The sequence below is a fragment of the Paenibacillus naphthalenovorans genome (assembly GCF_001465255.1).
Taxonomy (GTDB): Bacteria; Bacillota; Bacilli; order Paenibacillales; family NBRC-103111; genus Paenibacillus_G; species Paenibacillus_G naphthalenovorans.
Map to the genome: position 1 here is coordinate 1,194,146 of NZ_CP013652.1, position 22,675 is coordinate 1,216,820.

Sequence of the window (22,675 nt, forward strand, 5' to 3'; positions counted from 1 at the left end):
GGTTGTTATTTTTTTCGCTATGAAACCAGAAGGGGAGGAAACCGGATGCTGAACGGAAAAACGATCGTGCTCGGCGTAAGCGGCGGGATCGCCGCGTTCAAAGCAGCTGCGCTGTGCAGTAAGCTGACTCAAGCGGGAGCCGAGGTCAGGGTCATCATGACGGAATCCGCGGCCAAATTTGTCGCTCCGCTAACGTTTCAAACATTATCCCGGCATGCCGTTTACATCGATACTTTTGATGAGAAAGATCCGTCGGTCGTGTCCCACATTGATCTTGCCGACCGGGCCGATCTGGTCGTTATCGCTCCAGCGACAGCCAATGTGATCGGCAAGATGGCGTTGGGGCTTGCGGACGACATGCTTTCCACAACGCTGCTTGCGACGACGGCGCCTATTTTTGTTTGCCCTGCAATGAACGTGCATATGCTCGCTCATCCTGCGGTGCAGGCCAACCTGCAAACGCTGGCCGACCGTGGCGTTCGGTTTATCGAACCGGGTACAGGGCAGCTGGCCTGCGGCTATGTCGGCAAAGGCCGCCTGGCCGAGCCGGAAGAGATTCTCGCAGCGATCGAGAGCTTCTTTAACGAGAAAAAGCCGCTCCGCGGCAAGCGTGTGCTGGTTACCGCCGGAGCGACCATGGAACGGATTGATCCGGTTCGCTATCTGACGAACGATTCCTCTGGCAAGATGGGCTATGCCATTGCCGAACAGGCTGCAAGAATGGGGGCCGAAGTCACTTTAGTCACGGGTAAGGCAACCGTTGCCGTCCCGAACGGGGTTAAGGTGATTCGCACGGAATCTACAATAGAGATGATGGATGCGGTGCTCTCCGCGATGGATGAGCAGGACGTGATTATCAAAGCCGCGGCGGTATCCGATTACCGTCCGGCAGAGCAAGCGCCGGAGAAGATCAAGAAGACGGAGTCGGAAATGATGCTGAAGCTGGTCAAAAATCCGGATATCCTGCAGGCGGTCGGCGAACGAAAGAAAGCGTCCCAACTGGTTGTCGGCTTTGCGGCGGAAACGCACAACGTAGAAGCTTTTGCTATAGATAAGCTGAAGCGCAAGCGCTGTGACCTGATTGTCGCCAATGACGTCACGGTACCGGGGGCCGGATTCGGCACCGATACGAATGTGGTGAACGTTTATGATGCGAACGGACTCGTGCTGAGGCTGCCGCTGATGGAGAAGAGGGAAGTGGCCGCCCGGCTGCTGGCCTTTATCGCAGACCGTCTGACGAAGGGGGAAATAACCGAAGAATGTACGCCAAAGTAATTGTCGACGTACCGGCCAAACCGACGAACCGCGCTTTCGATTATGTGGTTCCGGAAGCGATGAAGGACCTCGTCACCGTTGGCAGCCGGGTCGGCGTACCGTTTGGCCCGCGCACGGTACAGGGATTCGTTGTGGAACTGCACGAAGGAACCGAGCTGGATCCGGCCAAGCTGAAGCCGATTGCGCAGATCCTCGATTTGATCCCGCCGCTGACGCCGGAATTGGTCAAGCTGGCCCGCTGGATCAGCCGGACGTATTTGTGCCATGAAATCACGGCGCTGCAAGCCATGATCCCAGGCGCATTAAAAGCAAAATACGAACGCCATGTGAAGGTGGACGAACACGGAGGCCGGCGAGGAGGGCATGAGAATGTCCTGATGCTGCCGGTTCCGAATCAGGAAGAGATCTTAAATTATGTCCGGAAGCAGGAAACGGTCCGGCTGGAAACGCTGTTGGAGAAATTTGCCGGGGACACTTTGCTCGTAAAGCAGCTGCTGGAGGACGGGGTTCTGACGGAGGTTCATATGGTGAAGGACCGGATGTCGGCGAAAAAAGCGCTGACGGTTTTTCCCCCGGAGAACCCGGAACAGCTTGCGGCATGGCAGGAAGAGCTTCCCGCCAGAGCTGCCAAGCAGAAACTGGTGCTGGAGTATCTGCAAAAGCACCCCGAGCCCATCAAGCTGACGGAGCTGCTTTCGAGGCTGCATATTACCGCCGCCGCCGTCAAAGGCTTGGCGGAGCGGGGATGGGTAAGGCTCGAGGAGGTCGAGGTTCAGCGCGATCCGTACGCCTCGCGGACGTTTCGTCCGACCTCGCCGCTGCCGCTTACCCCGGAACAGCAGAAAGTATTTGACTGCATCAAGGACGCGGTTCTTTCCGGCGAGCAGCGGGTGTTTCTGCTGAACGGTGTAACGGGAAGCGGCAAGACGGAAGTGTATCTGCAATCGATTCAAACCTGCCTGGATCAGGGACGGGAGGCGATTGTTCTCGTACCCGAGATTTCGCTTACTCCGCAAATGGTTGAGCGTTTCAAAGGACGCTTCGGCAACCGGGTTGCCGTGCTTCACAGCCGTCTGTCACACGGGGAGCGGTACGATGAGTGGCGCAAAATCGTACGGCGGGAAGTCAGCGTTGTGATCGGGGCCCGTTCGGCCGTATTTGCTCCATTCACGAAAATCGGACTTATTATTATTGATGAAGAACATGAATCGACCTATAAGCAGGAGGAAAGCCCGAAATATCACGCTCGTGACGTCGCCATCGCCAGAGCGTCCGAGCATGGAGCGGCCGTTGTTCTTGGATCCGCTACGCCTTCGTTGGAGAGCATGTACCGGACAGGCCGCGAGGCCGTTCTTTCTGCAACGCCGGACCGTCCGGCGTTCGAACTGCTGACCATGACCTCCCGCGTGGAGGGAAGGCCGCTGCCGCGCGTACATATTGTCGATATGCGGGAAGAGCTGAAAAACGGTAATCGTTCCATGTTCAGCCGCGCCCTGTATAAAGCGATAGAAGAACGGTTACACAAGAAAGAACAAACCGTTTTGCTGCTGAACCGCCGGGGCTACGCGACCTTCGTCATGTGCCGCACCTGCGGCTATGTAGCTAATTGCCCGCACTGCGACATCTCGCTGACGTACCACCAGAGCTCCCGGGCGATCCGATGCCATTATTGCGGCTATGCCGAGCGTGAGCTGACGGCATGTCCGGACTGCGGGAGCGAGCATATCCGTCATTTCGGCACGGGAACGCAGCGTGTGGAGGAGGAGCTTTCCAAGCTGTTCCCGGGGATTCGGGTGATCCGCATGGACGTGGATACAACGACGGAGAAAGGGTCTCATGAAAAATGGCTCACGATATTTAAAAACCGGCAGGCGGATCTGCTGCTCGGTACGCAAATGGTGGCCAAGGGACTCGATTTTCCGCATGTGACGCTTGTTGGCGCGCTGGCTGCCGATTCCGTGCTCAACCTGCCGGACTTTCGGGCGGCGGAACGGACATTTCAGCTGCTGACGCAGGTAGCTGGCAGGGCTGGACGGCATGAGCTTCCTGGCGAAGTGTTCGTGCAAACGTATACTCCGGAGCATTACAGCATTCTCAGTGCAAGCAAACATGACTATCAAGGCTTCATGCTTAAGGAGATGCTGATGCGCAAGCAGCATAATTATCCGCCTTTTCACCGGCTGGTGCTGATTACGCTGTCGCATGAGCAGGTGCAGCTCTTGATTCGCTCGGGTGAAGCGGTTGCCGCCAGGCTGAAGGAACTGGCGAGTCAGATGCAGGCTGAAGGGACGGAGCTGGAGGTGCTTGGACCCGTAGCTTCGCCGATTTCGCGGATCAAGGATAGATATCGGTTCCAATGCATGATAAAATATCGGGGAGAGATGGACATTGCCGGGCTCGTGCAGCAGGCAGTTGCCGTGCTGGACGATGCTGTCAAGCAGAGGAAGCTGACGGTGTCCGTCGACGTCGATCCGCAAATTTTGATGTAAACCGGTCCGGGAAGGCCGGAATATATATAATTACTCAACGTTTTATTATTAGAAGGATGGTGTTGGTTCGTATGGCTATCAAAATGATCGTGAAAGATCCGGATCCGGTGCTGCGGGAAAAAAGCAAGCCTGTTCCGAAAATTACGCCGAATATCCATAAGCTGCTGAAAGATATGGCCGATACCATGTATGACGCTGAAGGCGTTGGGCTGGCGGCACCGCAAATTGGAATTCTCAAGCGGGTCATTGTGATGGATGTCGGAGATGAGCACGGATTGATCGAACTGATCAACCCTGAGATCATCGAACGGGAAGGCGAGCAGTTCGGACCGGAAGGCTGCCTCAGCATTCCAGGCTTTACGGGCGACGTTAAACGCGCGCAGCGGGTGAAGGTGAAGGGCCTGAACCGGGATGGCGAGGAAATTGTCATTGAAGGGACGGATCTCCTGGCGCGCTGCATTCAGCATGAAGTCGACCATTTGAACGGTGTGCTTTATACCGATTTGGCTGAAAAAGTCTATAAGAACGAGCCGCAGGATCGTGGTGAGGCATGAGAGTGATTTTCATGGGTACGCCGGAGTTTGCCGTACCTTCTTTGCAAACCTTGCTTGAGTATGACGGTGTGGAGGTTGTGGCGGTGGTCACGCAGCCGGATCGTCCGGTCGGTCGCAAGCGCATACTGACTCCCACCCCGGTCAAGGCGGAAGCGGAGAAGCACGGCATTCCCGTGCTTCAGCCGGAAAGGCTGCGCAGCCCTGAATCGGTCGATGCCCTTTCAGCGCTTCAGCCGGAATTGATCGTGACGGCCGCCTACGGACAAATTTTGCCGAAGTCGGTGCTGGATTTGCCGCGGCTCGGCTGTATCAACATTCATGCCTCGCTGCTTCCCAAATATCGCGGCGGGGCGCCGATTCATTATGCGGTCATGAACGGGGATCCCGTTACGGGCGTTACGATCATGTACATGGCGGAAGGGCTGGATACCGGGGACATGATCAGCCGGATCGAAGTGCCGATCGGAGATCAGGACACTACGGGAACGATGTTCGAAAAATTAAGCATAGCCGGCGCCAAGCTGTTGAAGGAGACGCTGCCGGATCTGCTCTCCGGGCGGGTTCGGGCGGTGCCGCAGAACGATGAAGAAGCGGTGTATTCTCCGAATATCAGCCGGGAGCAGGAGCGGATCGATTGGACCAAGCCGGCCTTGCAGATCTGGAATCTGGTGCGGGCGCTTCATCCGCGGCCGGGTGCGTTCACGCTGTGGAACGGCGATGTGCTCAAAATATGGACATGCGCCAAGCCGGACGCCGCAGAATCCGTCCCGGGCAGTACGCTTCCGGGGACCGTACTGGAAGCGGGCGAGCGGGGAATTGCGGTAGCCACCGGACAAGGTGTGCTTCGCATCACGGAGCTGCAGCCCGCAGGTAAAAAAGCAATGGATGCGGCCGCTTTCGCACGCGGCGGGCAGCTGACCCCGGGCACGGTGCTGGGCATATAGGAAACGGGGGCTTAGAATCGAAGTGAGCGAACGAAACAACGACAATACCGGCACCGGCAAGCCGGGCTTGGCCAAAAGTAAAGCGCCGGCGCACCGGCCGTCAAAGCGCCAGCCGGGCAAAGGCGGGCCGCGTGGAGGGGTTAAGGGCTCGGCCCGCGAAGCGGCGCTTGATGTGCTTCTTCGCATCGAACGGGACCGCTCCTACAGCAACCTTCTGCTGAACCGGACATTGCAGCAATATCAACTGGACAGGCCGGATGCGGGGTTGGCCACGGAAATCGTTTATGGCACGATTCAGCGGCAGGGGACGATCGATTATTTCCTTGAAAAGTTCGTAAAAGGCGGACTCGCCAAGCTTCAGCCCTGGGTGAGAAGCCTGCTGCGGCTGAGCTTTTACCAGCTCTATTATTTGGACCGGATTCCGGAGCATGCGGTCGTGAACGAAGCGGTGCAATTGGCGAAGCGGAGAGGACATCAAGGCATCTCCGGCATGGTGAACGGCGTACTGCGTAATGTGCTCCGCCGCAAAGCTGAGCTAGTTCTTCCCGACGGGCTCCCTGACGACCAGCGGATTGCCTTGGCCACCTCGCATCCGGAATGGATGGTGCGCAGATGGATCCGGCAGTTCGGCAAGGAGGCCGCGGAGCGGATCTGCGAGGCGAACAATCGCCCCCCGCGCGTAAGCATCCGCGTGAACCGGCTTCGGCTCGCCCCGGCGGAGCTGGCCGAGCGGCTTCGTCAAGGAGGGCTCGAAGCGGAGCCCTCGGACGTGGCCCCCGCCGGCGTCGTTGTGCGCGGCGGCGGCAACATGGCCTTGACGCGGGAATACGCGGAAGGCCTGTTTACCATCCAGGACGAGAGCTCGATGCTCGTCGCGGAGTGGGTTGACCCGCAGCCGGGCGAGCGGGTGCTGGATTGCTGCGCCGCACCCGGCGGGAAGACGACGCATCTGGCGGAGAAAATGCAGGACCGCGGAGAAATCATTGCCTGCGACGTACATGAGCACAAGGAGCAGCTGATCCGCGAACAGGCAGAGAGGCTCGGGCTCAGGTCCATCCGCACGGTAAGGGCTGATGCGCGAAGACTTGCCGGGCAATTTCCGGCCGGAAGCTTCGACCGCATTCTGCTCGACGCCCCCTGCTCGGGCTTGGGCGTGATCCGCCGCAAGCCGGATATGAAGTGGAGCAGGCAGGAAAGCGAGCTGGAGAGCGTTTGCGAGGTTCAGCAGGAACTGCTGGAATCGATACATTCCTTGCTCAAGCCGGGCGGAGTGTTGGTGTACAGCACCTGTACGGTGGAAAAAGCGGAGAACGAGGACATGGTCCGTGCTTTCCTGGAGCGGCATCCGGAGTTTGAGCCGGACGCACCTCCGTCAGGGCAAACCGGCCGGCTTTCCTTTCCGGCCGGCCAGGCATTCGTGCAAATCATGCCGTATGACTTCGGATCGGACGGGTTTTTTATAGCCAGACTCCGCAAACGAGCATAAAAATGCAAAGTGTGGTAAACTAAATGTGGCTTTTTCGGGCAAATTTGCCCTTAAGGCTTTCACTATAGAATAAACGGGTTGTGATGGATATCGTGAATCTTGAGGAAACCAGGGCTCAGGAAATAAAGCCGTATGTATACGATTATACTCTTGAGGATTGGCAGGAGTGGGTCAAGACGATCGGCGAAGCAGGCTTCAGGGCCGGTCAAATCTTTGACTGGCTGTATGTGAAAAGAGTATCAAGCTTTGAAGAAATGACGAACCTTCCGAAGTCGCTGCGGGAAAAGCTCCGGCAGCAGTTTGATTTTGTCACGCTGACCGAGGTGGCCAATTATAAGTCGCAGGACGGGACCGTCAAATTTTTGTTTGAGCTTACCGACAAGAATGCGATTGAAACCGTGATAATGAAGCATAACTACGGAAACAGCGTATGTGTGACGACACAGGTTGGCTGCCGGATCGGCTGTACGTTTTGCGCTTCGACGCTGGGCGGCTTAAAGCGGAATTTATCCCCCGGTGAAATCATCGCACAGGTGGTCAAGGCGCAGCAGCTGCTTGATGCAACACAAGAGCGGGTCAGCAGCATTGTGATCATGGGGATCGGGGAACCGTTCGAAAACTACGATGCGATGATGAAGTTTCTTAAAGTCATGATTCATCCCAAAGGCCTGAATATCGGCCAGCGGCATATTACGGTATCCACAAGCGGAATTGTGCCCAATATTTACCGGTTTGCTGATGAAGATACGCAAATCAATCTTGCGATCTCTATTCATGCTCCCAATGATGCGCTTCGGTCCAAGCTGATGCCTGTGAACCGCCGTTATCCGTTTGCGGATTTGATAGAGGCGTGCAAGTATTACGTGGCCAAAACCGGCAGGCGCATTACGTTCGAATACGCGCTGATGGGCGGGGTCAATGACCGGCCCGAGCATGCGGAGGAGCTCGCTAAAGTACTGAAGACGTTCCCTATGGCACACGTCAATCTGATCCCGGTCAATTTTGTCTCGGAACGGAATTATGTGCGTACGCCGCGGAATGACATTTTTACATTCCAACGCATTCTGGAGAAAAACAAAATCAATGCCACAATTCGCCGGGAGCAGGGCAGCGACATTGCTGCGGCCTGCGGACAACTGCGTGCGAAGCATATGGAGTCGGGTGCGAGGTGAGACGAACGATGCTGAGATTGGCTTATCAATCCGATATTGGCCGTGTACGGTTGGTAAACGAGGACCGCGCAATTGTGCAAGAGGACTTGAACGGCTGGACTCTTGCCATTGTGGCAGACGGGATGGGCGGCCATCAAGCCGGGGATATCGCAAGCACGATGGCGGTTGAACTGATCCAGGAAGGGCTGCAGTCCGTGGACCCTAACATTTCGGGGGAAGAACGCCAGCGACAGCTGCGCACGGTGATTGAGATTGCCAATGAAAAGATTTTTGAATTCGCTTCTCAAAGGGAGAATTATCATGGGATGGGAACGACGGTTGTCACGGTCTTGGCCAAGGACGACCGCGCGGTTGTAGCACATATCGGCGACAGCCGGGCTTACCGGATCCGCGGAAATCACATCGAACAGCTCACCGAGGATCACTCGCTTGTCAACGAGCTGGTCCGCAGCGGCCAAATCAGCCGGGAGGATGCATACCATCATCCGCGCCGCAACGTTCTGACCAGAGCGCTCGGTACGGAGCCGACCATTGAGGTCGATGTACAGGAAATTATGTGGCAGCAGGGCGATCTGCTCCTTCTGTGCAGCGACGGGTTGAGCAGCTTGGTCGAGAAGGATAGGCTGCTGCAAACCGTCACGGGGGAAGGGGAGCTGGAGAGCAAGGTTCAGCAGTTGATACAGGAAGCGCTGGATGCCGGCGGCGACGACAATATCACGGTGGTGTTGCTCGCCAACGTTGCGGATCCGGCAAGCGACAATGTTGGGGAAGCGGGGTGAGGACATCATGATCGGTAGGCAGTTGGGAGGACGTTACGAGATTCTGGGGCGCGTCGGCGGCGGCGGAATGGCCATTGTTTACAAAGGACTAGATATCTTATTGCATCGGCATGTCGCTGTAAAAATACTGCGTCAGCAGTATGTGCACGACGAAGAATTCATCCAGAGATTTCGCCGTGAAGCGCAGGCCGCGGCCTCATTATCACACCCCAACGTGGTCAGCATTTATGACGTAGGCCAAGAGGAAGACGTGCATTACATCGTCATGGAATACATCGAAGGCACGACGCTGAATGAGCTGATCAAAGAAAAAGCCCCCTTGCAGGTAGAGGAAGCCGTTCATATCGCGAGTCAGATTTGTGATGCGCTGGATCATGCGCACCATCATCAAATCATTCACCGCGACATCAAACCTCATAACATTCTGATCGGCAGGAACGGCCGTGTAAAAGTGACCGACTTCGGGATTGCCCGCGCCGTTACCTCCTCCACCATCACACAAACCGGCTCTGTTGTCGGTTCGGTGCATTATTTTTCACCCGAGCATGCCAAAGGCACACCGACAGGGGAGCAGTCCGATCTTTATTCCTTGGGCATCGTCATGTATCAAATGCTGACGGGGCGTCTGCCGTTTCTTGGAGAGAGTCCGATCAGTGTGGCGTTGAAGCACCTGCAGGAGGACGTAGAGGAGCCGCGCAAGGTGAATCCTCTCATTCCGCAAAGCGTGGAGAACATTATTTTACGGGCCATGCGCAAAAGCACTTCGGAACGTTACCGTTCGGCCAAGGATATGATGAATGATTTGGAATCATGCCTGCTTCCGCATCGCCGGGGAGAGCCTAAGGCGAGCTTCCTGGACGAGGATGAGCTGGATGAAGAGCGGACCTTGGTCATTCCGGCCCTGCGCCCCGGTCAATATGAAGCCGTCAGGGATGAAGAAGAGGCCGACGAGGAAGAGGAGCTTACGGTAAAGGAAAAAAAGAAGAAAAGCTGGGGAAAGCCGTTCGCTTGGTTTATCATCCTGACGGCGATGCTCGGCATCATGTGGTATTCGGTAGGCTATGTCAAGGAAATGATCGCGGTTCCCTCCGAGGTGGATGTGCCTGACGTCGTCAATATGACGCTGGATCAGGCGAAGCAGGAGCTTGCGAGCAGACAGCTTGAAGCGCTGGTGGAGTATCTGGAATCGTCGGATGTTCCAAAAGATGTGGTGATCAGGCAGAATCCCTCAGGCATGAAGGTCAGGCCCGGATACAAGGTTACGCTGTATGTCAGTGAGGGGCCGGCCAAGCAAAAGATGCCGGAGGTCGTTAAATTGAAGCTGAGCGATGCCAAAGAGCGGCTTACGAAGTGGGGGATTAAACCGGAAAATATCTCTGTCGATCCGCAGTTTATGGACGAGGAGCCGGATACGGTGGTAACCCAGACTCCGGGGCCGGGTGAGGAATTTACCGATCCGTCGGCCGTGATGGTCAAGCTGATCGTAAGCAAAGGCCCGGAGACGTTCAAGATGCCGAATCTGATCGGAAAGACGGAAAACGAAGCGCGGAATATGGTCATGGTCAACAATTTGAAGCTGTCCAACGAAAACGTCAGCTATGAGGCGAGCTATAAGCAAACCAAAGGCCGGGTCATCGAGCAGTTTCCGTATCAACCGGGCGATGAGGTATCGCCGGGAGCGGAGATCAAGCTGATTGTCAGCTCCGGTTTTCCCGAGGAGGCCGGACCTATGTCGGTGCCTGTGACGATCAAGCCGACGAGCGAAGGAAAACCTTCCACGGTCAAAATCATATTAAACGACGCCCAATACGACAACTTTGAATACCAAACGCTGAACAACGTGGTCAAGACGGAAACGCTTGATGTTAAGCTGGTCGTTTCTCCCCAAAAGAACGCGGTCATCCAAGTGAAAGTGGACAACATTATTGCCGAGGTGATCTCCGTCACTTATCAGGATTATTTGGCGCAAAAGAACGGCGCCATACCGGGAACAGGCGCTGTGAAGGATGCCCCGGCGAGTGCGCCTGGATCGATGGGGACCGATAATGACGGTAACGGGGCGGCCGGAGGAAGCTCAAGTACAGGGGGACGACAATCATAATGCCAACGGGATTTATCGTTAAGGCGTTAAGCGGGTATTATTATGTGCTGCCGGAAGATTCGCAAAGCGCGGAATCGATTCAATGCCGGGCGCGGGGGATCTTTAAGAAGCGGGGGATTTCTCCTCTCGTAGGAGACCGCGTGATCTACCAACTGACGGAGAACGGGGAGGGAACGGTGGATGAAATTTTGCCTCGCACCTCCGAGCTCGTTCGTCCGCCGGTCGCTAACGTAGACCTCGTTGTTTTGGTATTCTCTGTCGATGAGCCCGCGCTCAACCTCCCTCTGCTGGACAAGTTTCTGGTGCACACGGAAAGCGCCGGGCTCGATGCGCTCATCTGCTTGACCAAGCATGACTTGCTTGCCGATTCCCGGGAACACGGCGGTCCATTGGAGCTGGAATCGGTGATCAAGCTGTACGAATCGATCGGATACACGATTTTGGTCACAAGCGCGAAGGAAGGAGTCGGCGTAGATAAGGTTATGGATCAGCTTTCCGGCCGGATCAGCGTGTTCGCCGGACAGTCCGGGGTAGGCAAGTCATCGTTGCTCAATGCCATGGTTCCCGGTCTGCAGCTGGAGACGAATCAAATCAGCATGAAGCTCGGCCGCGGGAAGCATACGACCCGGCATGTCGAGTTGATTCGCCTGCAAAACGGAGGGATTGTGGCGGATACGCCCGGTTTCAGTCAACTGGATTTTCTGCAGGTGGATGCCGAGGGGCTTGGCGGCTGCTTCCGCGAATTCGCGCCCTTTGCCGCAGAATGCCGTTTTCGCGGATGTCTTCATCTCCATGAGCCGGGCTGCAAGGTTCAGGAGGCCGCAGATGCCGGGCTTATCGCGGCTACGCGATACGAAAATTACTTGCAGTTCCTAGGGGAAATTCGGGATAAAAAAAGGAGGTACTGACATGCTGCGGATTGCTCCTTCCATTCTATCCGCTGACTTTTCTATGCTTGGCCAAGAGATTGCCGATGTGGAACGCGGAGGAGCGGATTGGATCCATGTGGATGTCATGGATGGGCATTTTGTTCCGAACATTACGCTTGGTCCGCTGGTAGTGGAAGCCATCCGTCCGAAGACGAGGCTGCCGCTCGACGTGCATCTGATGATCGAAGAACCGGACCGCTACATTCCTGCGTTCGCCAAGGCGGGTGCAGACCTGATCTCGGTACATACGGAAGCCTGCGTCCATCTTCACCGGACGCTTCATTTGATCAAGGAGCAGGGGGTCAAGGCCGGGGTCGTGTTGAATCCGGCTACCCCGCTTTCCGCCTTGGAGCACGTCATGGACGACAAGCTTGATCTGGTCCTTGTGATGACGGTCAATCCGGGGTTCGGCGGACAGCATTTCATCACCGGCATGCTGCCTAAGATTGCAAAGCTGCGGGAAATGCTCAATGACCGGGGGCTTCAAGACGTGGATATCGAGGTGGATGGCGGCATTAATGAGGAAACGGCTAAGCTTGCTGTCGAAGCCGGAGCTAATGTGCTGGTGGCCGGCAGCGCGGTGTTCAATCGGCCTGATCGTGCGGACGCGATTCGCGCGATTCGCGGGCAGGCCTGACGGGTAAGGGAGCTTAAAGCTGAAAATAGACCCTCGGTATGGGAATGGCTTTCGTATTTAATTGAGTTCTTATTTTATTTTATCTATTCGGTATTTCATGCGGTCTGTCTGTCTATCGTACAGCAGCCCGCATAAGCAAAAACAGCATATTTTGCCCGGGCGGGGCATAACATGGTTACAAAAGTAGGGCTTACTTTTGTAGCCTTTTTGTTTTATCGGAAAAATGGGTTGTCAGGCACGTTTTGGCGGAAGCAGTAATATACTGGTTTTGCGAGGCTGAGTTGCCGGGAGGAGGGTACTGAATGAAATTTTATACGATTAAGCTTCCGAAGTTTTTGGGTGGTTTTGTGAAGGCAGTACTTAATACTTTTAGTAAAAACTGAAGGTATGAGAGCTCGTACTTATGAGTTTGCTGTTTGCCGCGCACAGCAAACCAGGGATAAACGGCTGCGCCGTCCTTTTGGGGACGTAAGCGTTTGTCAGGGTGATTCAGAAACAAGTATAGAGCACGCCGGAGTCAATGCTCTGAAGCGCTAAAAAAGCACCTGCATCAGGTGCTTTTTGTCTGCTGGGCAGATTACACGCGAGTAACTTTTCCGGATTTCAACGCCTTTGTGCTTACCCAAACGCGCTTAGGCTTGCCGTCGACCAGAATGCGGACTTTTTGAACGTTGACGCCCCAAGTGCGTCGGGTTTTGTTGTTCGCATGGGATACATGGTTGCCGGTACCCGGTCCTTTACCAGTAATAAAACATTTACGGGACATAGTTACACCTCCTTAAAGCATGTACGCTTCAAAAACATACTTGAATATCATATCACAGCCGAATAAATGCCGTCAACGAATGCGTGCGGTTTTTCTTCCGCTATGGCTAGGGAGGTTTGTTTATTTCTTGTGATGATTATAGTACAATGTAACATAGTCCATCCGAATCTGGATTAAAGGAGCTGTTAGAGAGATGGCTGTCGAACTTAACACACAATATGGCAAAATATACGTAACCGATGAAGTGATTGCTGTGCTCGCAGGCTCAGCTGCTTTGGATTGCTATGGACTCGTGGGAATGGCTTCGCGCAATCAATTAAAAGACGGAATCGCAGAACTGCTGCGTCGGGATAATTTGAGCCGGGGTGTGGAGGTTCATCGTGATGAGCAGGGCGTGCTGACCATTGATTTATATATCGTCGTCAGCTACGGCACGAAAATTTCGGTCGTAGCCCACAATGTTCAGACCAAAGTGAAATACATGCTGAACGAAGTGGCAGGACTGCAAGTGGACTATGTTAATATTTTTGTTCAAGGCGTGCGGATCGCGCAATAAGACTGACAGACAGCAGTTGTCGCCGATATAATGAGACGCCGACAGGGTGATAGCGGGGAAGGAGATTGGTCTTTTTGAGTAAGCGCTTAATTCAAATTAACGGACAAGACTTTATCCGGATGGTGGAGGCCGGGGCCAATGCATTGAAATCGAACGTAGACCGGGTCAATGCATTAAACGTTTTTCCGGTGCCGGATGGTGACACGGGAACGAATATGAACCTGACGCTGACGTCCGGTGTGGAGGAACTGCGCCGCAGGCCTTCGGATCATATCGGCAAAGCGGGTGAAGCATTGGCCAAAGGGCTGCTGATGGGTGCGCGCGGTAATTCAGGCGTCATCTTATCGCAGTTGTTCCGCGGCTTTGCGAAGGCGGTGTCGGATTTGGAATCGGTCAATGCTAAGCAGTTTGCCGCGGCGTTCCAAAGCGGTGTTGACATGGCTTATAAAGCGGTGGTCAAACCGGTGGAAGGAACGATACTGACCGTAGCCAAGGAATCGGCCAAGCAAGCCGTGAAAACAGCGGAGCGGCAGTCGGATATCCATATCGTCATGGAGGAGCTGCTTAAGAAATCGCGGGAAGCACTCGCGAAGACGCAGGACATGCTCCCCGTGCTGAAGCAGGTCGGTGTAGTCGATTCCGGCGCCCAAGGCCTTGTTCTCATCTATGAGGGGTTCATGTCCGCATTGGTGTCCGAGATAACGGAAGAGCCCGCGGATATGCCCTATACCGCTTTCGGGGCTGTTCAGCCGCTGGATGAGGTGTTGGAACAGAATGCCCTTACCATCTCCAAACCGCTCGAACATGTGCATGGGGAACTGCACAGCGCTCAGGCGAAGCTGGCGACCGAGGATATCGAATTTGGATACTGTACGGAATTCATGGTGAGGTTGAACGCTGACAAGGTTGCAAGCCGGACCTTCGACGAGCATCGTTTCCGCGAAGAGTTGTCCGCGTTCGGCGACTCTCTGCTCGTTGTGGCCGACGACGATCTCGTGAAGGTGCACATTCATGCGGAATATCCGGGCAGCGTTATGAATCTGGCGCAAAACTACGGAGACCTAAGCCGCATCAAGATTGAGAATATGCGTGACCAGCATACGCATATTTTAATGGAGGAAGCCGGGCAGCGGAACGCAGCGCAATCGGGGATGGCCGTACATTTGTCTGCGGATTCTGAAGATGCCGCTGCCCGGAAGGAAGCCGTACAAGAGCTTAAACGCTACGGATTTGTGGCGGTTTCTGCAGGAGAAGGCATTTCCGGCATCTTTACGAGTCTCGGGGTCGATCGGGTACTGCACGGCGGACAAACGATGAATCCGAGTACGGAGGACATCGTGCGTGCGGTAGCCGGGGTCGATGCCCAGACGGTTTTTGTTCTGCCAAACAACTCCAACATTATTCTCGCAGCGCAGCAAGCGGTAGAACTCGTGGAAGACAAGCAGGTGATCGTGATCCCGAGCAAATCCATTCCTCAAGGGATCGCAGCCGTCATCGCCTTCCAGGAGAATGCGGCTCCGGAGGAGAATGCCGAGGAGATGCAGCAGGCGCTGCAGCATGTACAGGCGGGACAAGTGACCTATGCCGTTCGCGATACACAGATGGATGGGATGGACATCAAGCAAGGGGATTACATCGGCATACACAATGGCCGTATTGTCTCCTCCGAGCCGGATATCTTGGCCTCCTGCCGGAAGCTGATCGACAGTCTTGTCGGAGGCGGTGCCGAAATCGTCACGCTGTATGCGGGGGCGGAAGCCCGGCCGGAACAGACGGAGCAGCTGGCAGATTATATCGAACAAACGTATGCGGATGTGGAAGTGGAAGTCCACGAGGGCGGCCAGCCTCTCTACTACTACATCATTTCTGCGGAATAAAAAAGGTTTAGATAAGGAAGGGGGCAGCTTTTTTGAGTCAAGTTCGAATTGTAACGGACAGTACGGCAGACATACCGGCCGACCTTCGGGAGAAGCTTGGCATCGCTATGGTGCCGTTAAAGGTGTTGTTCGGTCAAGAAGTGCTTCGGGATGCTGTAGATATCGGACCGGAGCAGTTTTATGGCAGGTTGACCGAGTCCAACGATATGCCGACCACCTCCCAGCCGTCTCCTGTGGAATTTCAACAGCTGTATCAAAAGCTGGCGGAGGAGAGCGGCGGTCCAATTATTTCGATTCATTTGTCATCCAGGATGAGCGGGACTTACCAGTCTGCGGTACTGGCCAAATCCATGGTCGAAGGCGATGCGGATATTGAAGTGGTGGACAGCCGTTCAGCTTCTTACGGCATTGGAATGCTTGTCGTAGCAGCTGCCGAGGCGGCGAGGCAGGGAAAGAGCAAGGAAGAAATATTAGAGCTGATTGCAAAGATGCGTCAAACGCAGCGGCTGTATTTCCTGGTCGACACGCTGGAATATTTGCAGAGGGGCGGCCGTATCGGCAAAGCGGCGGCGTTATTCGGATCGCTGCTGAACATTAAGCCCATTTTGTCTATTAACGCAGAAGGGGAAGTGTATTCCGTAGATAAAATACGCGGGCAGAAAAAGGCTATGAACCGGATCGTCGAGCTGCTTCAGCAGGACTTGGGCGGCCAGCCGATTCACTTGATCCTCGCGTATACGACCGGACGGGATACGGCGGAAGAGCTGAAGTCGCTCATTGCGCAGCATTTTACTATAGAGAGCGTGCATTACACACACATTGGCCCCGTGATCGGCACCCATGTCGGGCCTGGAACCGTAGCGGCATTTGCGCTCCCTGTCTGATATGACCATTGATTTATATTCGCTTCCGGTCACGAAGGTGTCCGGCGTCAAAGGCAAGAAGCCTGAGGAGTTGCTCGCGCTTGGGATTACGAGCGTCGGGGAGCTCCTCGATTATTATCCTTTCCGCTACGAGGATTACACGCTTCGGGATTTGACGCAGGTGAAGGATGGCGACAAAATTACGGTGCAGGCAAAGATAGCAGGGGTTCCTCAGGTCCAAATGTATGGCCGGATGAAATCCCGTATGAGCTGTAAAATCGTGGTCGACGGATTGTTCATTACGGCCGTTTGGTTTAACCGGCATTATTTGAAGGACAAGCTGAGCGCGGGCAGCGAAATAATATTGACAGGCAAATGGGTTCAAAAAAGGATGAGCCTGACGGTAACGGAAGCGGAATTTCCGGGTCGGGGGACTTCGCAGATCGGCACGCTGCAGCCTGTTTATTCGGTGGGCGGATCGATCACGCAGAAGTGGTTCCGGCAAACGATGAAACAAGCGCTGCTGCAATTCGGTGAGATGATTCCGGAGGTGCTTCCTGCCGAGCTGCTTCGCAAATACGATCTTCTTCCGAGGAAGCAGGCTGTTTCCCTGCTGCATTTGCCCGGATCGATGGAGCAGGGCCAGCGGGCCAGACGCCGCATGGTGTATGAAGAGCTGTTCTTGTTTCAGCTTAAGATGCAGGCTTACCGCGCGCTTCATCATCAACGGGCCGACGGGGTTGCGCATCCTGTCGATTTGCCGGGGGTGCGCAGCTTTGTACGCAGCCTGCCGTTTGCATTGACGGAATCGCAAAAAAACGTGTTGGCTGAAATTCTTCATGACCTGCAGCAAAACTATGCGATGAACCGGCTGCTGCAGGGAGATGTCGGGGCCGGTAAAACCGTGGTGGCGGCGGCCTCCTTGTTTGCCGTTGTAAAAGCAGGCTACCAGGGGGCGCTTATGGCTCCGACGGAAATTTTGGCGGAACAGCACAAACGATCGCTTGATCGCTTGTTCGAGCCCTACGGCATTCAAACCGCCCTGCTCACCGGTAGCCTGACGGGCAAGCAGCGTCGTGAGGTGCTTGCCTCCTTGCAAATGGGGCTCACCGATATCATAGTCGGTACCCATGCGCTCATTCAGGAGGACGTGTTCTTCCGGAACCTGGGGCTTGTGGTGACGGATGAACAGCACCGCTTCGGCGTTCAGCAGCGGAGTATTTTGCGCCGCAAGGGTTTAAATCCCGATGTGCTGACGATGACGGCGACCCCGATTCCGCGGACGTTGGCCATCACCGCTTTCGGGGATATGGATGTATCTACACTCAGGGAGCTGCCGAAGGGGCGTAAGCCGGTCAAGACGTACGCGGTAGGACACGACATGCTGGAGCGGGTGCTCGGTTTCATTCGCCGCGAGGTGGCTGCCGGCAGGCAGGCCTATGTCATTTGCCCGTTGATTGAAGAATCCGAGAAGCTCGACGTGCAAAACGCCATCGATGTGCATGCCCAGCTGCAGTACGCTTTTCCCGAATACAAAGTCGGTTTGCTTCACGGCCGGATGACGCCCGGCGAGAAGGATGAGGTCATGCGCGAATTCAGCGCCGGGCGGGTGCAGGTACTTGTATCCACGACCGTTATTGAGGTTGGCGTCGATGTGCCGAATGCCACTCTGATGGTGGTATACGATGCCGACCGGTTCGGGCTGTCACAGCTTCATCAGCTTCGGGGCCGGGTCGGGCGCGGCGAGCACCAATCTTATTGTGTGCTCATCGCCGATCCGAAGAATGAGGTCGGAAAAGAGCGGATGAAGGTGATGACTCAGACAAACGACGGGTTTGAAATCGCGCGGCGGGATTTGGAGCTGCGCGGTCCCGGTGATTTCTTCGGCACCAAACAAAGCGGTGTTCCAGATTTCCGGGTCGCGGATATGGTGACTGACTTTGAAATCATGGAGCAGGCGCGTGATGACGCTGCCGAGATGGTGCGACGACCCGACTTTTGGACCGGGGCCGGTTATGCGTCGCTTCGTGAATATTTGCAGCGCGAGCGCATTTTCGATAATGACCTGATGGACTGATATTCCTCATAAAAAAGTCCCGGCAGAGCATAAACCTGCCGGGATGCTTTTTTCACGGATAAAGGCTAGCCCTTGCCCTTCCATGGAAGAGAAAGCCACTTTTTTCTTCGTCTATGCCGCTTGGACCTAGGAATAAAAGTACTGGTATTAGGTTCAACAGATGTGAATGATTCCCTAAGGTTTTTGGAATTATGGGATAGCAATAAAGAAAGCTCTTCCTTTGTAACTCCTCCGTTGTCCATTTCTATCCGCCCTTATTCGATAATATTCGACAAGTTCTATATTACCGTATTTGCTTGGAGATGAAAACCTGTTTAAATGGTTAGCCGACTGTCATCGATGTCCTGGTATTAAAATATGCGGCCTTCCAAGGTGGTTCGGGGTCACAGCTGCGGCGGGGTGGAACAATAAATAGGTACACATGGCCAAGCCCTCCGTCATAGACTTACTGTGTGTGGTATAGAAGTCCACTCTACTTACGTGAAAGCGGAGGTGCAGCTCAATGAGCTATACAAAGTTCGGTTTTGATCCCGCGCAGGTGGAGCGGATCAAGCTGAAAATGAAAAACCCGGAAACCAAAGAACGTGTCAAAATGATTTTGAAGGGCGTAAACAAGTACGATTTGCAGGACCGGGTGAAGGTGCGCCGCTTTGTCGCGACGTTGACCAAGGTGCTCGGCGAGAAGGTAACGGAGCAGCAGACGGAGCATCTGGTCAATTTTGTGATCTCCCAAAAAATCGATCCGAATAATACGTTTCACTTGATTAAGCTGTGGAGCATGTTCCGCTGAAGCGGAACGTGTTTTTTTTTGCAGGGTTCAAGTGAAGGATGCATTGTCAAGCGGCGCAGCAAAAGTTATAATTTTGAATAGATTGCTAGTTTTTGTCATAGGGGGAGAGAGAATGTCACACTCGGAAAAGCCGGAGCAAGGCAGTAGAGGGTTGACGCGCCGTCAGCTGTTGGCCACGGTCGGTTCGGCCACGGCGATGATGCTGGCATCAGGAGCAGGTACGGGCTGGGGTACGGCGTCGGCTGCTGCACTGCCTGGCGCTGTCCAGCAGGAGTCGCCGATTTGGCATAATGTGAAGGATTACGGGGCAGGCAATCTCGGACGAACCAATGTGGACGATGCACCCGCCATCCAATCCGCCATGAATGCGGCTGTGAGGACAGGGGGCATCGTTTATTTTCCTCCGGGTACCTATTATTTGAATTCGAGCCTTGTGCTTTACTCTAATGTTAAGCTGCTTGGAGCATCCAGCCAGAGGTCGGTGCTCAAGTCGCTTCAGTCTCATTTGATCCTGATGGTTGGCAACGGTGTGAAGCATGCCGAAGTGGAAAGTCTTGGATTCGAGGGGACCGGAAATCTGTATCAGGAAGTATTCGCAGATCCGGAACGGGCGGTTCACCTCAAGGATTGCGAGCATGTTCGGATACGGGATTGCTCGTTCTCCAAGATTACAAACGGCATACGGATCACGGATTGCCGGCATGTTGCAGTGAGCGGCTGCTTGTTCAATTCCTTGCTTTCAGCGGGTAATGATAATGAGGGATACGGTATCGTGGCCGAATCCGGAGAAGGGCTTCGGATTACGGATAACCGGTTTGTGCAGCTGCCCAGACCCTGCATCTATTTGTCGGCAGGATGCTCCTATTCGACCGTATCCGGCAATACGGCGGAGAAATGCAAAGACGCCTTTGTGGTCGTGTCCTCGAAGATCAAGCCCTGCTCGCATAACCGGATTGAAGGAAACACGGCTTCCGGCGCCGGATTGGCCAAGGACGAGACGAGCTGTTCTCGCGGCATCCTGCTGCGCAGCTACAGCACGGACAATCTGATTCAGCACAATGTCATTTCCCGGGCGGCGTTTACGGGCATTATGCTTGAAGGAGAAGGAACGGCGGAGCTGGAGCGTCCGGCGGGCAATCTCATTTCCGGCAATAAGGTCGACGGCGCGCCGGAAGGCATTGCCCTGCTGAACAGCGATGGCAATGCCGTGACAGGCAACGACGTCCGGCGTGTGAAAACCGGCATCCTGCTGAATACCAAGGGCGAAGGGAGCGGGGCCCGGTGCCGCAGCAACCTGGTATCAGGCAATACGCTGTTTAGCTGCTCCTCGGCAGCCATCCGGCTCGGCAGCGCCCGCTGTGAAAGCAACACGGTATACGGCAATTCCGGTACAGGGAATGGCGAAGCCCTTGCGGATCAAGGGACGGATACGGCAAAAAGCGGCTTCTGACGGATACCGTCCGATGCCGGATTAGTGCAGTGATGCCGGCTGTTATATGCCTTCCCGCGCCCGGATCCCCTTCTTTTATGGAAGCGCAAGAAAATATGAAGCGAGGGAATTTCTCCTGCTGCGTAAGAGAGAGTCTGCTCACAGCAGTTCGGCGCCGATCAAGTCGGCTAGCCTTACCCATGTGGAGCCTTCACTGCAGCGTACCTTGATCCGCTGCAGATGCAGATCGGCCTGCAGAATCGTACAGTCGATCGACTTGCGCTCCCCGTTATCATACAGTGTAAGGCGCAGCGCCGCGTCTTCATGGAGCGCGATGCCGAGCGTCTGTCCAAGCTCCTCCAAGCGCTGCTCGTCGAGCGTCGGCTTCTCTTGTCTGCCGAGCTCGCGGCGGTGCCGGAGCAATTGCTCCTTATGCTCGGGCAGCATCATGCGTGAGGACTCCCATAGGATGTTTTTGCCGGGTGTCAATTTGTTGTCTTTCATTTATAATGTCCTCCGATTTTCAATGATCTCTCCACGGCTTGGCCGGCCGCAGTCAGCGAAGAAGCCCGTACAATGGCCGAGCTCCCGTACCGATCCTTTATCAAGTCAGTTGCTTTCTCTAAAGACCTGATTTTTTCTTGATCCTCGAATAAAGTAAGCTGATAATTTTGATCATTCGTCAACTGGCTTAAGGTGACGCCGAGGCGGCGTACTGGCATATGGTCCCAAAAGCGATAAAAAAGCTTCTTCACGGCTTTGAATACCGTATTCGTATGATTCGTAGGGTCCGGCATCTTCATCTGGCGGGAAAATCCGGTCGGTGCTTCGTAGGGGCTGCACATGCAGCTCACCGTCACTACGGAACCCATATATCCTTTACGCCGGCAGTCGCGGCAGACCTCCTCCGTGAGCTCGAGAAGGATCGTGTCCACCTCGGTCGTTTTCGTGTAGTCTCTGGGTAAAGTCATCATGTGTCCGATGGACTTGGGCGGAGTATCAAAGGTTTTGGGAGTAACCACACTTTCATCCAGGCCGTTCGCCGTCCGCCACATCACCTCGGCATGGATATCCGACTGCTTGCCGAAATAGGCACGGAATCGAGCTTTGAGGCGCGGAAGCGGCGTTCTCGCGATATCGCCTATGGTATGCATGCCAAAGCGGGTAAAATGAGCCGTCATACGGGAGCCGACTCCGAACATCTTATTTACGGGCTGAGGCCACAGTAAATCTTCCACTTGTGAAGCGGGTAGGGTAAACACGCCGCTCTCATTCTTTTTGGCCCATATATCGGTTGCGATTTTAGCCAGTATTTTGTTGGAACTGATTCCGATCCTCACCCATACCCCGGTTTGCCTCAGGACCTTCTGTTGAATCGACCGGGCAATCGTTACAGGATCCCCGAAAATGGACAAGCTTGCCGAAACGTCCAGAAATTGCTCGTCGATGCTGAATACTTCAACAAGATCGGTATACTCTTCATAGATTTGTGTAATCATCAGCGAAACATCGATATAATGCTGCATGCGGGGACGTACCACAACCAGATCCGGGCACTTGTTCAATGCTTCGCCAAGCCGTTCGGCGGTGGTTACTCCATAGCTTTTGGCTATAGGACAAGCGGCCAGAATGATTCCGGACCGGCGTGCGGGATCTCCCGCCACAGCAACGGGTTTATTTTTGTATTCCGGGTGATCCGCTTTTTCTACGCTGGCATAAAACGACTGACAGTCCGCCAGCATGATGGTGCGCGCGCTCTTGTTAGAAGTTGAAACGGAAGTCAGCATATGATGTTCACCCTCACTTACAGAACGTATGTTCTTAACATACACAGGATAGCGAACAAATATTCGTATTTCAATAGGAGAGCCTCAGGTAATTTTTTCCGAGACCCGATATTGGGGGGAGAAGGCTGGACATAAGCGGCGCCTATGGAAGATAATGGTTATAA

The 22,675-nt window shown here is 54.6% G+C and carries 20 protein-coding genes; 17 read left to right on the top strand and 3 right to left on the bottom strand.

Annotation, left to right across the window (positions count from 1 at the left end; all coding sequences use genetic code 11):
- Window positions 1-45 precede the first annotated feature (45 nt).
- The 11 genes from coaBC to spoVM all read left to right on the top strand — a co-directional run bounded on the left by coaBC (window position 46) and on the right by spoVM (window position 12,749).
- Entirely contained in the window at window positions 46-1,275 is a 1,230-nt protein-coding gene (gene coaBC / locus IJ22_RS05740) for a bifunctional phosphopantothenoylcysteine decarboxylase/phosphopantothenate--cysteine ligase CoaBC (protein ID WP_062407870.1), read from the top strand.
- Window positions 1,260-3,764, top strand: a complete 2,505-nt coding sequence (priA, locus tag IJ22_RS05745) for a primosomal protein N' (protein WP_062407872.1) — start codon at window positions 1,260-1,262, stop codon at window positions 3,762-3,764. The genes coaBC and priA overlap by 16 nt, the downstream gene beginning before the upstream one ends.
- 71 nt (window positions 3,765-3,835) lie before the next feature.
- Window positions 3,836-4,318 (top strand): peptide deformylase, encoded by a 483-nt coding sequence (gene def, locus IJ22_RS05750; RefSeq protein ID WP_062407874.1) that lies wholly within the window; start codon window positions 3,836-3,838, stop codon window positions 4,316-4,318.
- The gene (fmt, locus tag IJ22_RS05755; protein WP_062407876.1) at window positions 4,315-5,262 is read left to right on the top strand and encodes a methionyl-tRNA formyltransferase; all 948 of its coding nucleotides are present in this window, start codon (window positions 4,315-4,317) and stop codon (window positions 5,260-5,262) included. The genes def and fmt overlap by 4 nt, the downstream gene beginning before the upstream one ends.
- Window positions 5,263-5,284: 22 nt before the next feature.
- Window positions 5,285-6,748, top strand: a complete 1,464-nt coding sequence (rsmB, locus tag IJ22_RS05760) for a 16S rRNA (cytosine(967)-C(5))-methyltransferase RsmB (protein ID WP_082660697.1) — start codon at window positions 5,285-5,287, stop codon at window positions 6,746-6,748.
- An 83-nt stretch (window positions 6,749-6,831) separates the two neighbouring features.
- Window positions 6,832-7,920 (top strand): dual-specificity RNA methyltransferase RlmN, encoded by a 1,089-nt coding sequence (gene rlmN / locus IJ22_RS05765; RefSeq protein ID WP_054818936.1) that lies wholly within the window; start codon window positions 6,832-6,834, stop codon window positions 7,918-7,920.
- 8 nt (window positions 7,921-7,928) lie between these two features.
- Entirely contained in the window at window positions 7,929-8,699 is a 771-nt protein-coding gene (locus IJ22_RS05770; RefSeq protein WP_062407878.1) for a Stp1/IreP family PP2C-type Ser/Thr phosphatase, read from the top strand.
- Between the two features lie 7 nt (window positions 8,700-8,706).
- Window positions 8,707-10,800, top strand: a complete 2,094-nt coding sequence (gene pknB / locus IJ22_RS05775; protein ID WP_082660699.1) for a Stk1 family PASTA domain-containing Ser/Thr kinase — start codon at window positions 8,707-8,709, stop codon at window positions 10,798-10,800.
- The gene (gene rsgA, locus IJ22_RS05780; protein ID WP_062407880.1) at window positions 10,800-11,708 is read left to right on the top strand and encodes a ribosome small subunit-dependent GTPase A; all 909 of its coding nucleotides are present in this window, start codon (window positions 10,800-10,802) and stop codon (window positions 11,706-11,708) included. Before pknB ends, rsgA begins: the two co-directional genes overlap by 1 nt.
- 1 nt (window position 11,709) lies before the next feature.
- A complete protein-coding gene (gene rpe / locus IJ22_RS05785) occupies window positions 11,710-12,366 on the top strand; it encodes a ribulose-phosphate 3-epimerase (protein ID WP_054818940.1) in 657 nt (218 codons plus the stop codon).
- Window positions 12,367-12,668: 302 nt separating this feature from the next.
- Complete coding sequence (spoVM, locus tag IJ22_RS05790) at window positions 12,669-12,749, top strand: stage V sporulation protein SpoVM (protein WP_014652194.1); 81 nt, start codon at window positions 12,669-12,671, stop codon at window positions 12,747-12,749.
- Between the two features lie 194 nt (window positions 12,750-12,943).
- Here the strand turns inward: spoVM and rpmB are convergent, their stop codons facing one another.
- A complete protein-coding gene (gene rpmB, locus IJ22_RS05795) occupies window positions 12,944-13,132 on the bottom strand; it encodes a 50S ribosomal protein L28 (RefSeq protein WP_054818941.1) in 189 nt (62 codons plus the stop codon).
- Window positions 13,133-13,325: 193 nt separating this feature from the next.
- Here rpmB and IJ22_RS05800 point away from each other — a divergent pair, with 193 nt between their 5' ends.
- The 6 genes from IJ22_RS05800 to IJ22_RS05825 all read left to right on the top strand — a co-directional run bounded on the left by IJ22_RS05800 (window position 13,326) and on the right by IJ22_RS05825 (window position 20,745).
- On the top strand, window positions 13,326-13,688 hold the full coding sequence (locus IJ22_RS05800) for an Asp23/Gls24 family envelope stress response protein (RefSeq protein WP_054818942.1): 363 nt from the start codon (window positions 13,326-13,328) through the stop codon (window positions 13,686-13,688).
- Window positions 13,689-13,762: 74 nt separating this feature from the next.
- Complete coding sequence (locus tag IJ22_RS05805) at window positions 13,763-15,565, top strand: DAK2 domain-containing protein (RefSeq protein WP_062407882.1); 1,803 nt, start codon at window positions 13,763-13,765, stop codon at window positions 15,563-15,565.
- 32 nt (window positions 15,566-15,597) lie between these two features.
- Window positions 15,598-16,449: a DegV family protein gene (locus tag IJ22_RS05810; protein ID WP_054818943.1), complete on the top strand. Its 852-nt coding sequence runs from the start codon at window positions 15,598-15,600 to the stop codon at window positions 16,447-16,449.
- A 1-nt stretch (window position 16,450) separates the two neighbouring features.
- Window positions 16,451-18,505: an ATP-dependent DNA helicase RecG gene (gene recG, locus IJ22_RS05815; protein WP_062407884.1), complete on the top strand. Its 2,055-nt coding sequence runs from the start codon at window positions 16,451-16,453 to the stop codon at window positions 18,503-18,505.
- A gap of 502 nt (window positions 18,506-19,007) precedes the next feature.
- Window positions 19,008-19,295: a stage VI sporulation protein F gene (locus tag IJ22_RS05820; RefSeq protein ID WP_054818944.1), complete on the top strand. Its 288-nt coding sequence runs from the start codon at window positions 19,008-19,010 to the stop codon at window positions 19,293-19,295.
- Window positions 19,296-19,407: 112 nt separating this feature from the next.
- Window positions 19,408-20,745 (top strand): right-handed parallel beta-helix repeat-containing protein, encoded by a 1,338-nt coding sequence (locus tag IJ22_RS05825; protein WP_062407886.1) that lies wholly within the window; start codon window positions 19,408-19,410, stop codon window positions 20,743-20,745.
- 138 nt (window positions 20,746-20,883) lie between these two features.
- Here the strand turns inward: IJ22_RS05825 and IJ22_RS05830 are convergent, their stop codons facing one another.
- The gene (locus IJ22_RS05830; RefSeq protein WP_062407888.1) at window positions 20,884-21,228 is read right to left on the bottom strand and encodes a YolD-like family protein; all 345 of its coding nucleotides are present in this window, start codon (window positions 21,226-21,228) and stop codon (window positions 20,884-20,886) included.
- Window positions 21,225-22,511, bottom strand: coding sequence for a DNA polymerase IV (locus tag IJ22_RS05835; RefSeq protein WP_062407890.1), 1,287 nt, complete (start codon window positions 22,509-22,511; stop codon window positions 21,225-21,227). The genes IJ22_RS05830 and IJ22_RS05835 overlap by 4 nt, the downstream gene beginning before the upstream one ends.
- Between the last annotated feature and the right edge of the window lie 164 nt (window positions 22,512-22,675).

What these genes read in the sequence shown, in the direction of transcription:
- coaBC (WP_062407870.1), top strand. Translation starts at nt 46, where the DNA reads ATGCTGAACGGAAAAACGATCGTGCTCGGCGTAAGCGGCGGGATCGCC.
- priA (WP_062407872.1), top strand. Translation starts at nt 1,260, where the DNA reads ATGTACGCCAAAGTAATTGTCGACGTACCGGCCAAACCGACGAACCGC.
- def (WP_062407874.1), top strand. Translation starts at nt 3,836, where the DNA reads ATGGCTATCAAAATGATCGTGAAAGATCCGGATCCGGTGCTGCGGGAA.
- fmt (WP_062407876.1), top strand. Translation starts at nt 4,315, where the DNA reads ATGAGAGTGATTTTCATGGGTACGCCGGAGTTTGCCGTACCTTCTTTG.
- rlmN (WP_054818936.1), top strand. Translation starts at nt 6,832, where the DNA reads ATGGATATCGTGAATCTTGAGGAAACCAGGGCTCAGGAAATAAAGCCG.
- IJ22_RS05770 (WP_062407878.1), top strand. Translation starts at nt 7,929, where the DNA reads ATGCTGAGATTGGCTTATCAATCCGATATTGGCCGTGTACGGTTGGTA.
- pknB (WP_082660699.1), top strand. Translation starts at nt 8,707, where the DNA reads ATGATCGGTAGGCAGTTGGGAGGACGTTACGAGATTCTGGGGCGCGTC.
- rsgA (WP_062407880.1), top strand. Translation starts at nt 10,800, where the DNA reads ATGCCAACGGGATTTATCGTTAAGGCGTTAAGCGGGTATTATTATGTG.
- rpe (WP_054818940.1), top strand. Translation starts at nt 11,710, where the DNA reads ATGCTGCGGATTGCTCCTTCCATTCTATCCGCTGACTTTTCTATGCTT.
- spoVM (WP_014652194.1), top strand. Translation starts at nt 12,669, where the DNA reads ATGAAATTTTATACGATTAAGCTTCCGAAGTTTTTGGGTGGTTTTGTG.
- rpmB (WP_054818941.1), bottom strand. Translation starts at nt 13,132, where the DNA reads ATGTCCCGTAAATGTTTTATTACTGGTAAAGGACCGGGTACCGGCAAC.
- IJ22_RS05800 (WP_054818942.1), top strand. Translation starts at nt 13,326, where the DNA reads ATGGCTGTCGAACTTAACACACAATATGGCAAAATATACGTAACCGAT.
- recG (WP_062407884.1), top strand. Translation starts at nt 16,451, where the DNA reads ATGACCATTGATTTATATTCGCTTCCGGTCACGAAGGTGTCCGGCGTC.
- IJ22_RS05820 (WP_054818944.1), top strand. Translation starts at nt 19,008, where the DNA reads ATGAGCTATACAAAGTTCGGTTTTGATCCCGCGCAGGTGGAGCGGATC.
- IJ22_RS05825 (WP_062407886.1), top strand. Translation starts at nt 19,408, where the DNA reads ATGTCACACTCGGAAAAGCCGGAGCAAGGCAGTAGAGGGTTGACGCGC.
- IJ22_RS05830 (WP_062407888.1), bottom strand. Translation starts at nt 21,228, where the DNA reads ATGAAAGACAACAAATTGACACCCGGCAAAAACATCCTATGGGAGTCC.
- IJ22_RS05835 (WP_062407890.1), bottom strand. Translation starts at nt 22,511, where the DNA reads ATGCTGACTTCCGTTTCAACTTCTAACAAGAGCGCGCGCACCATCATG.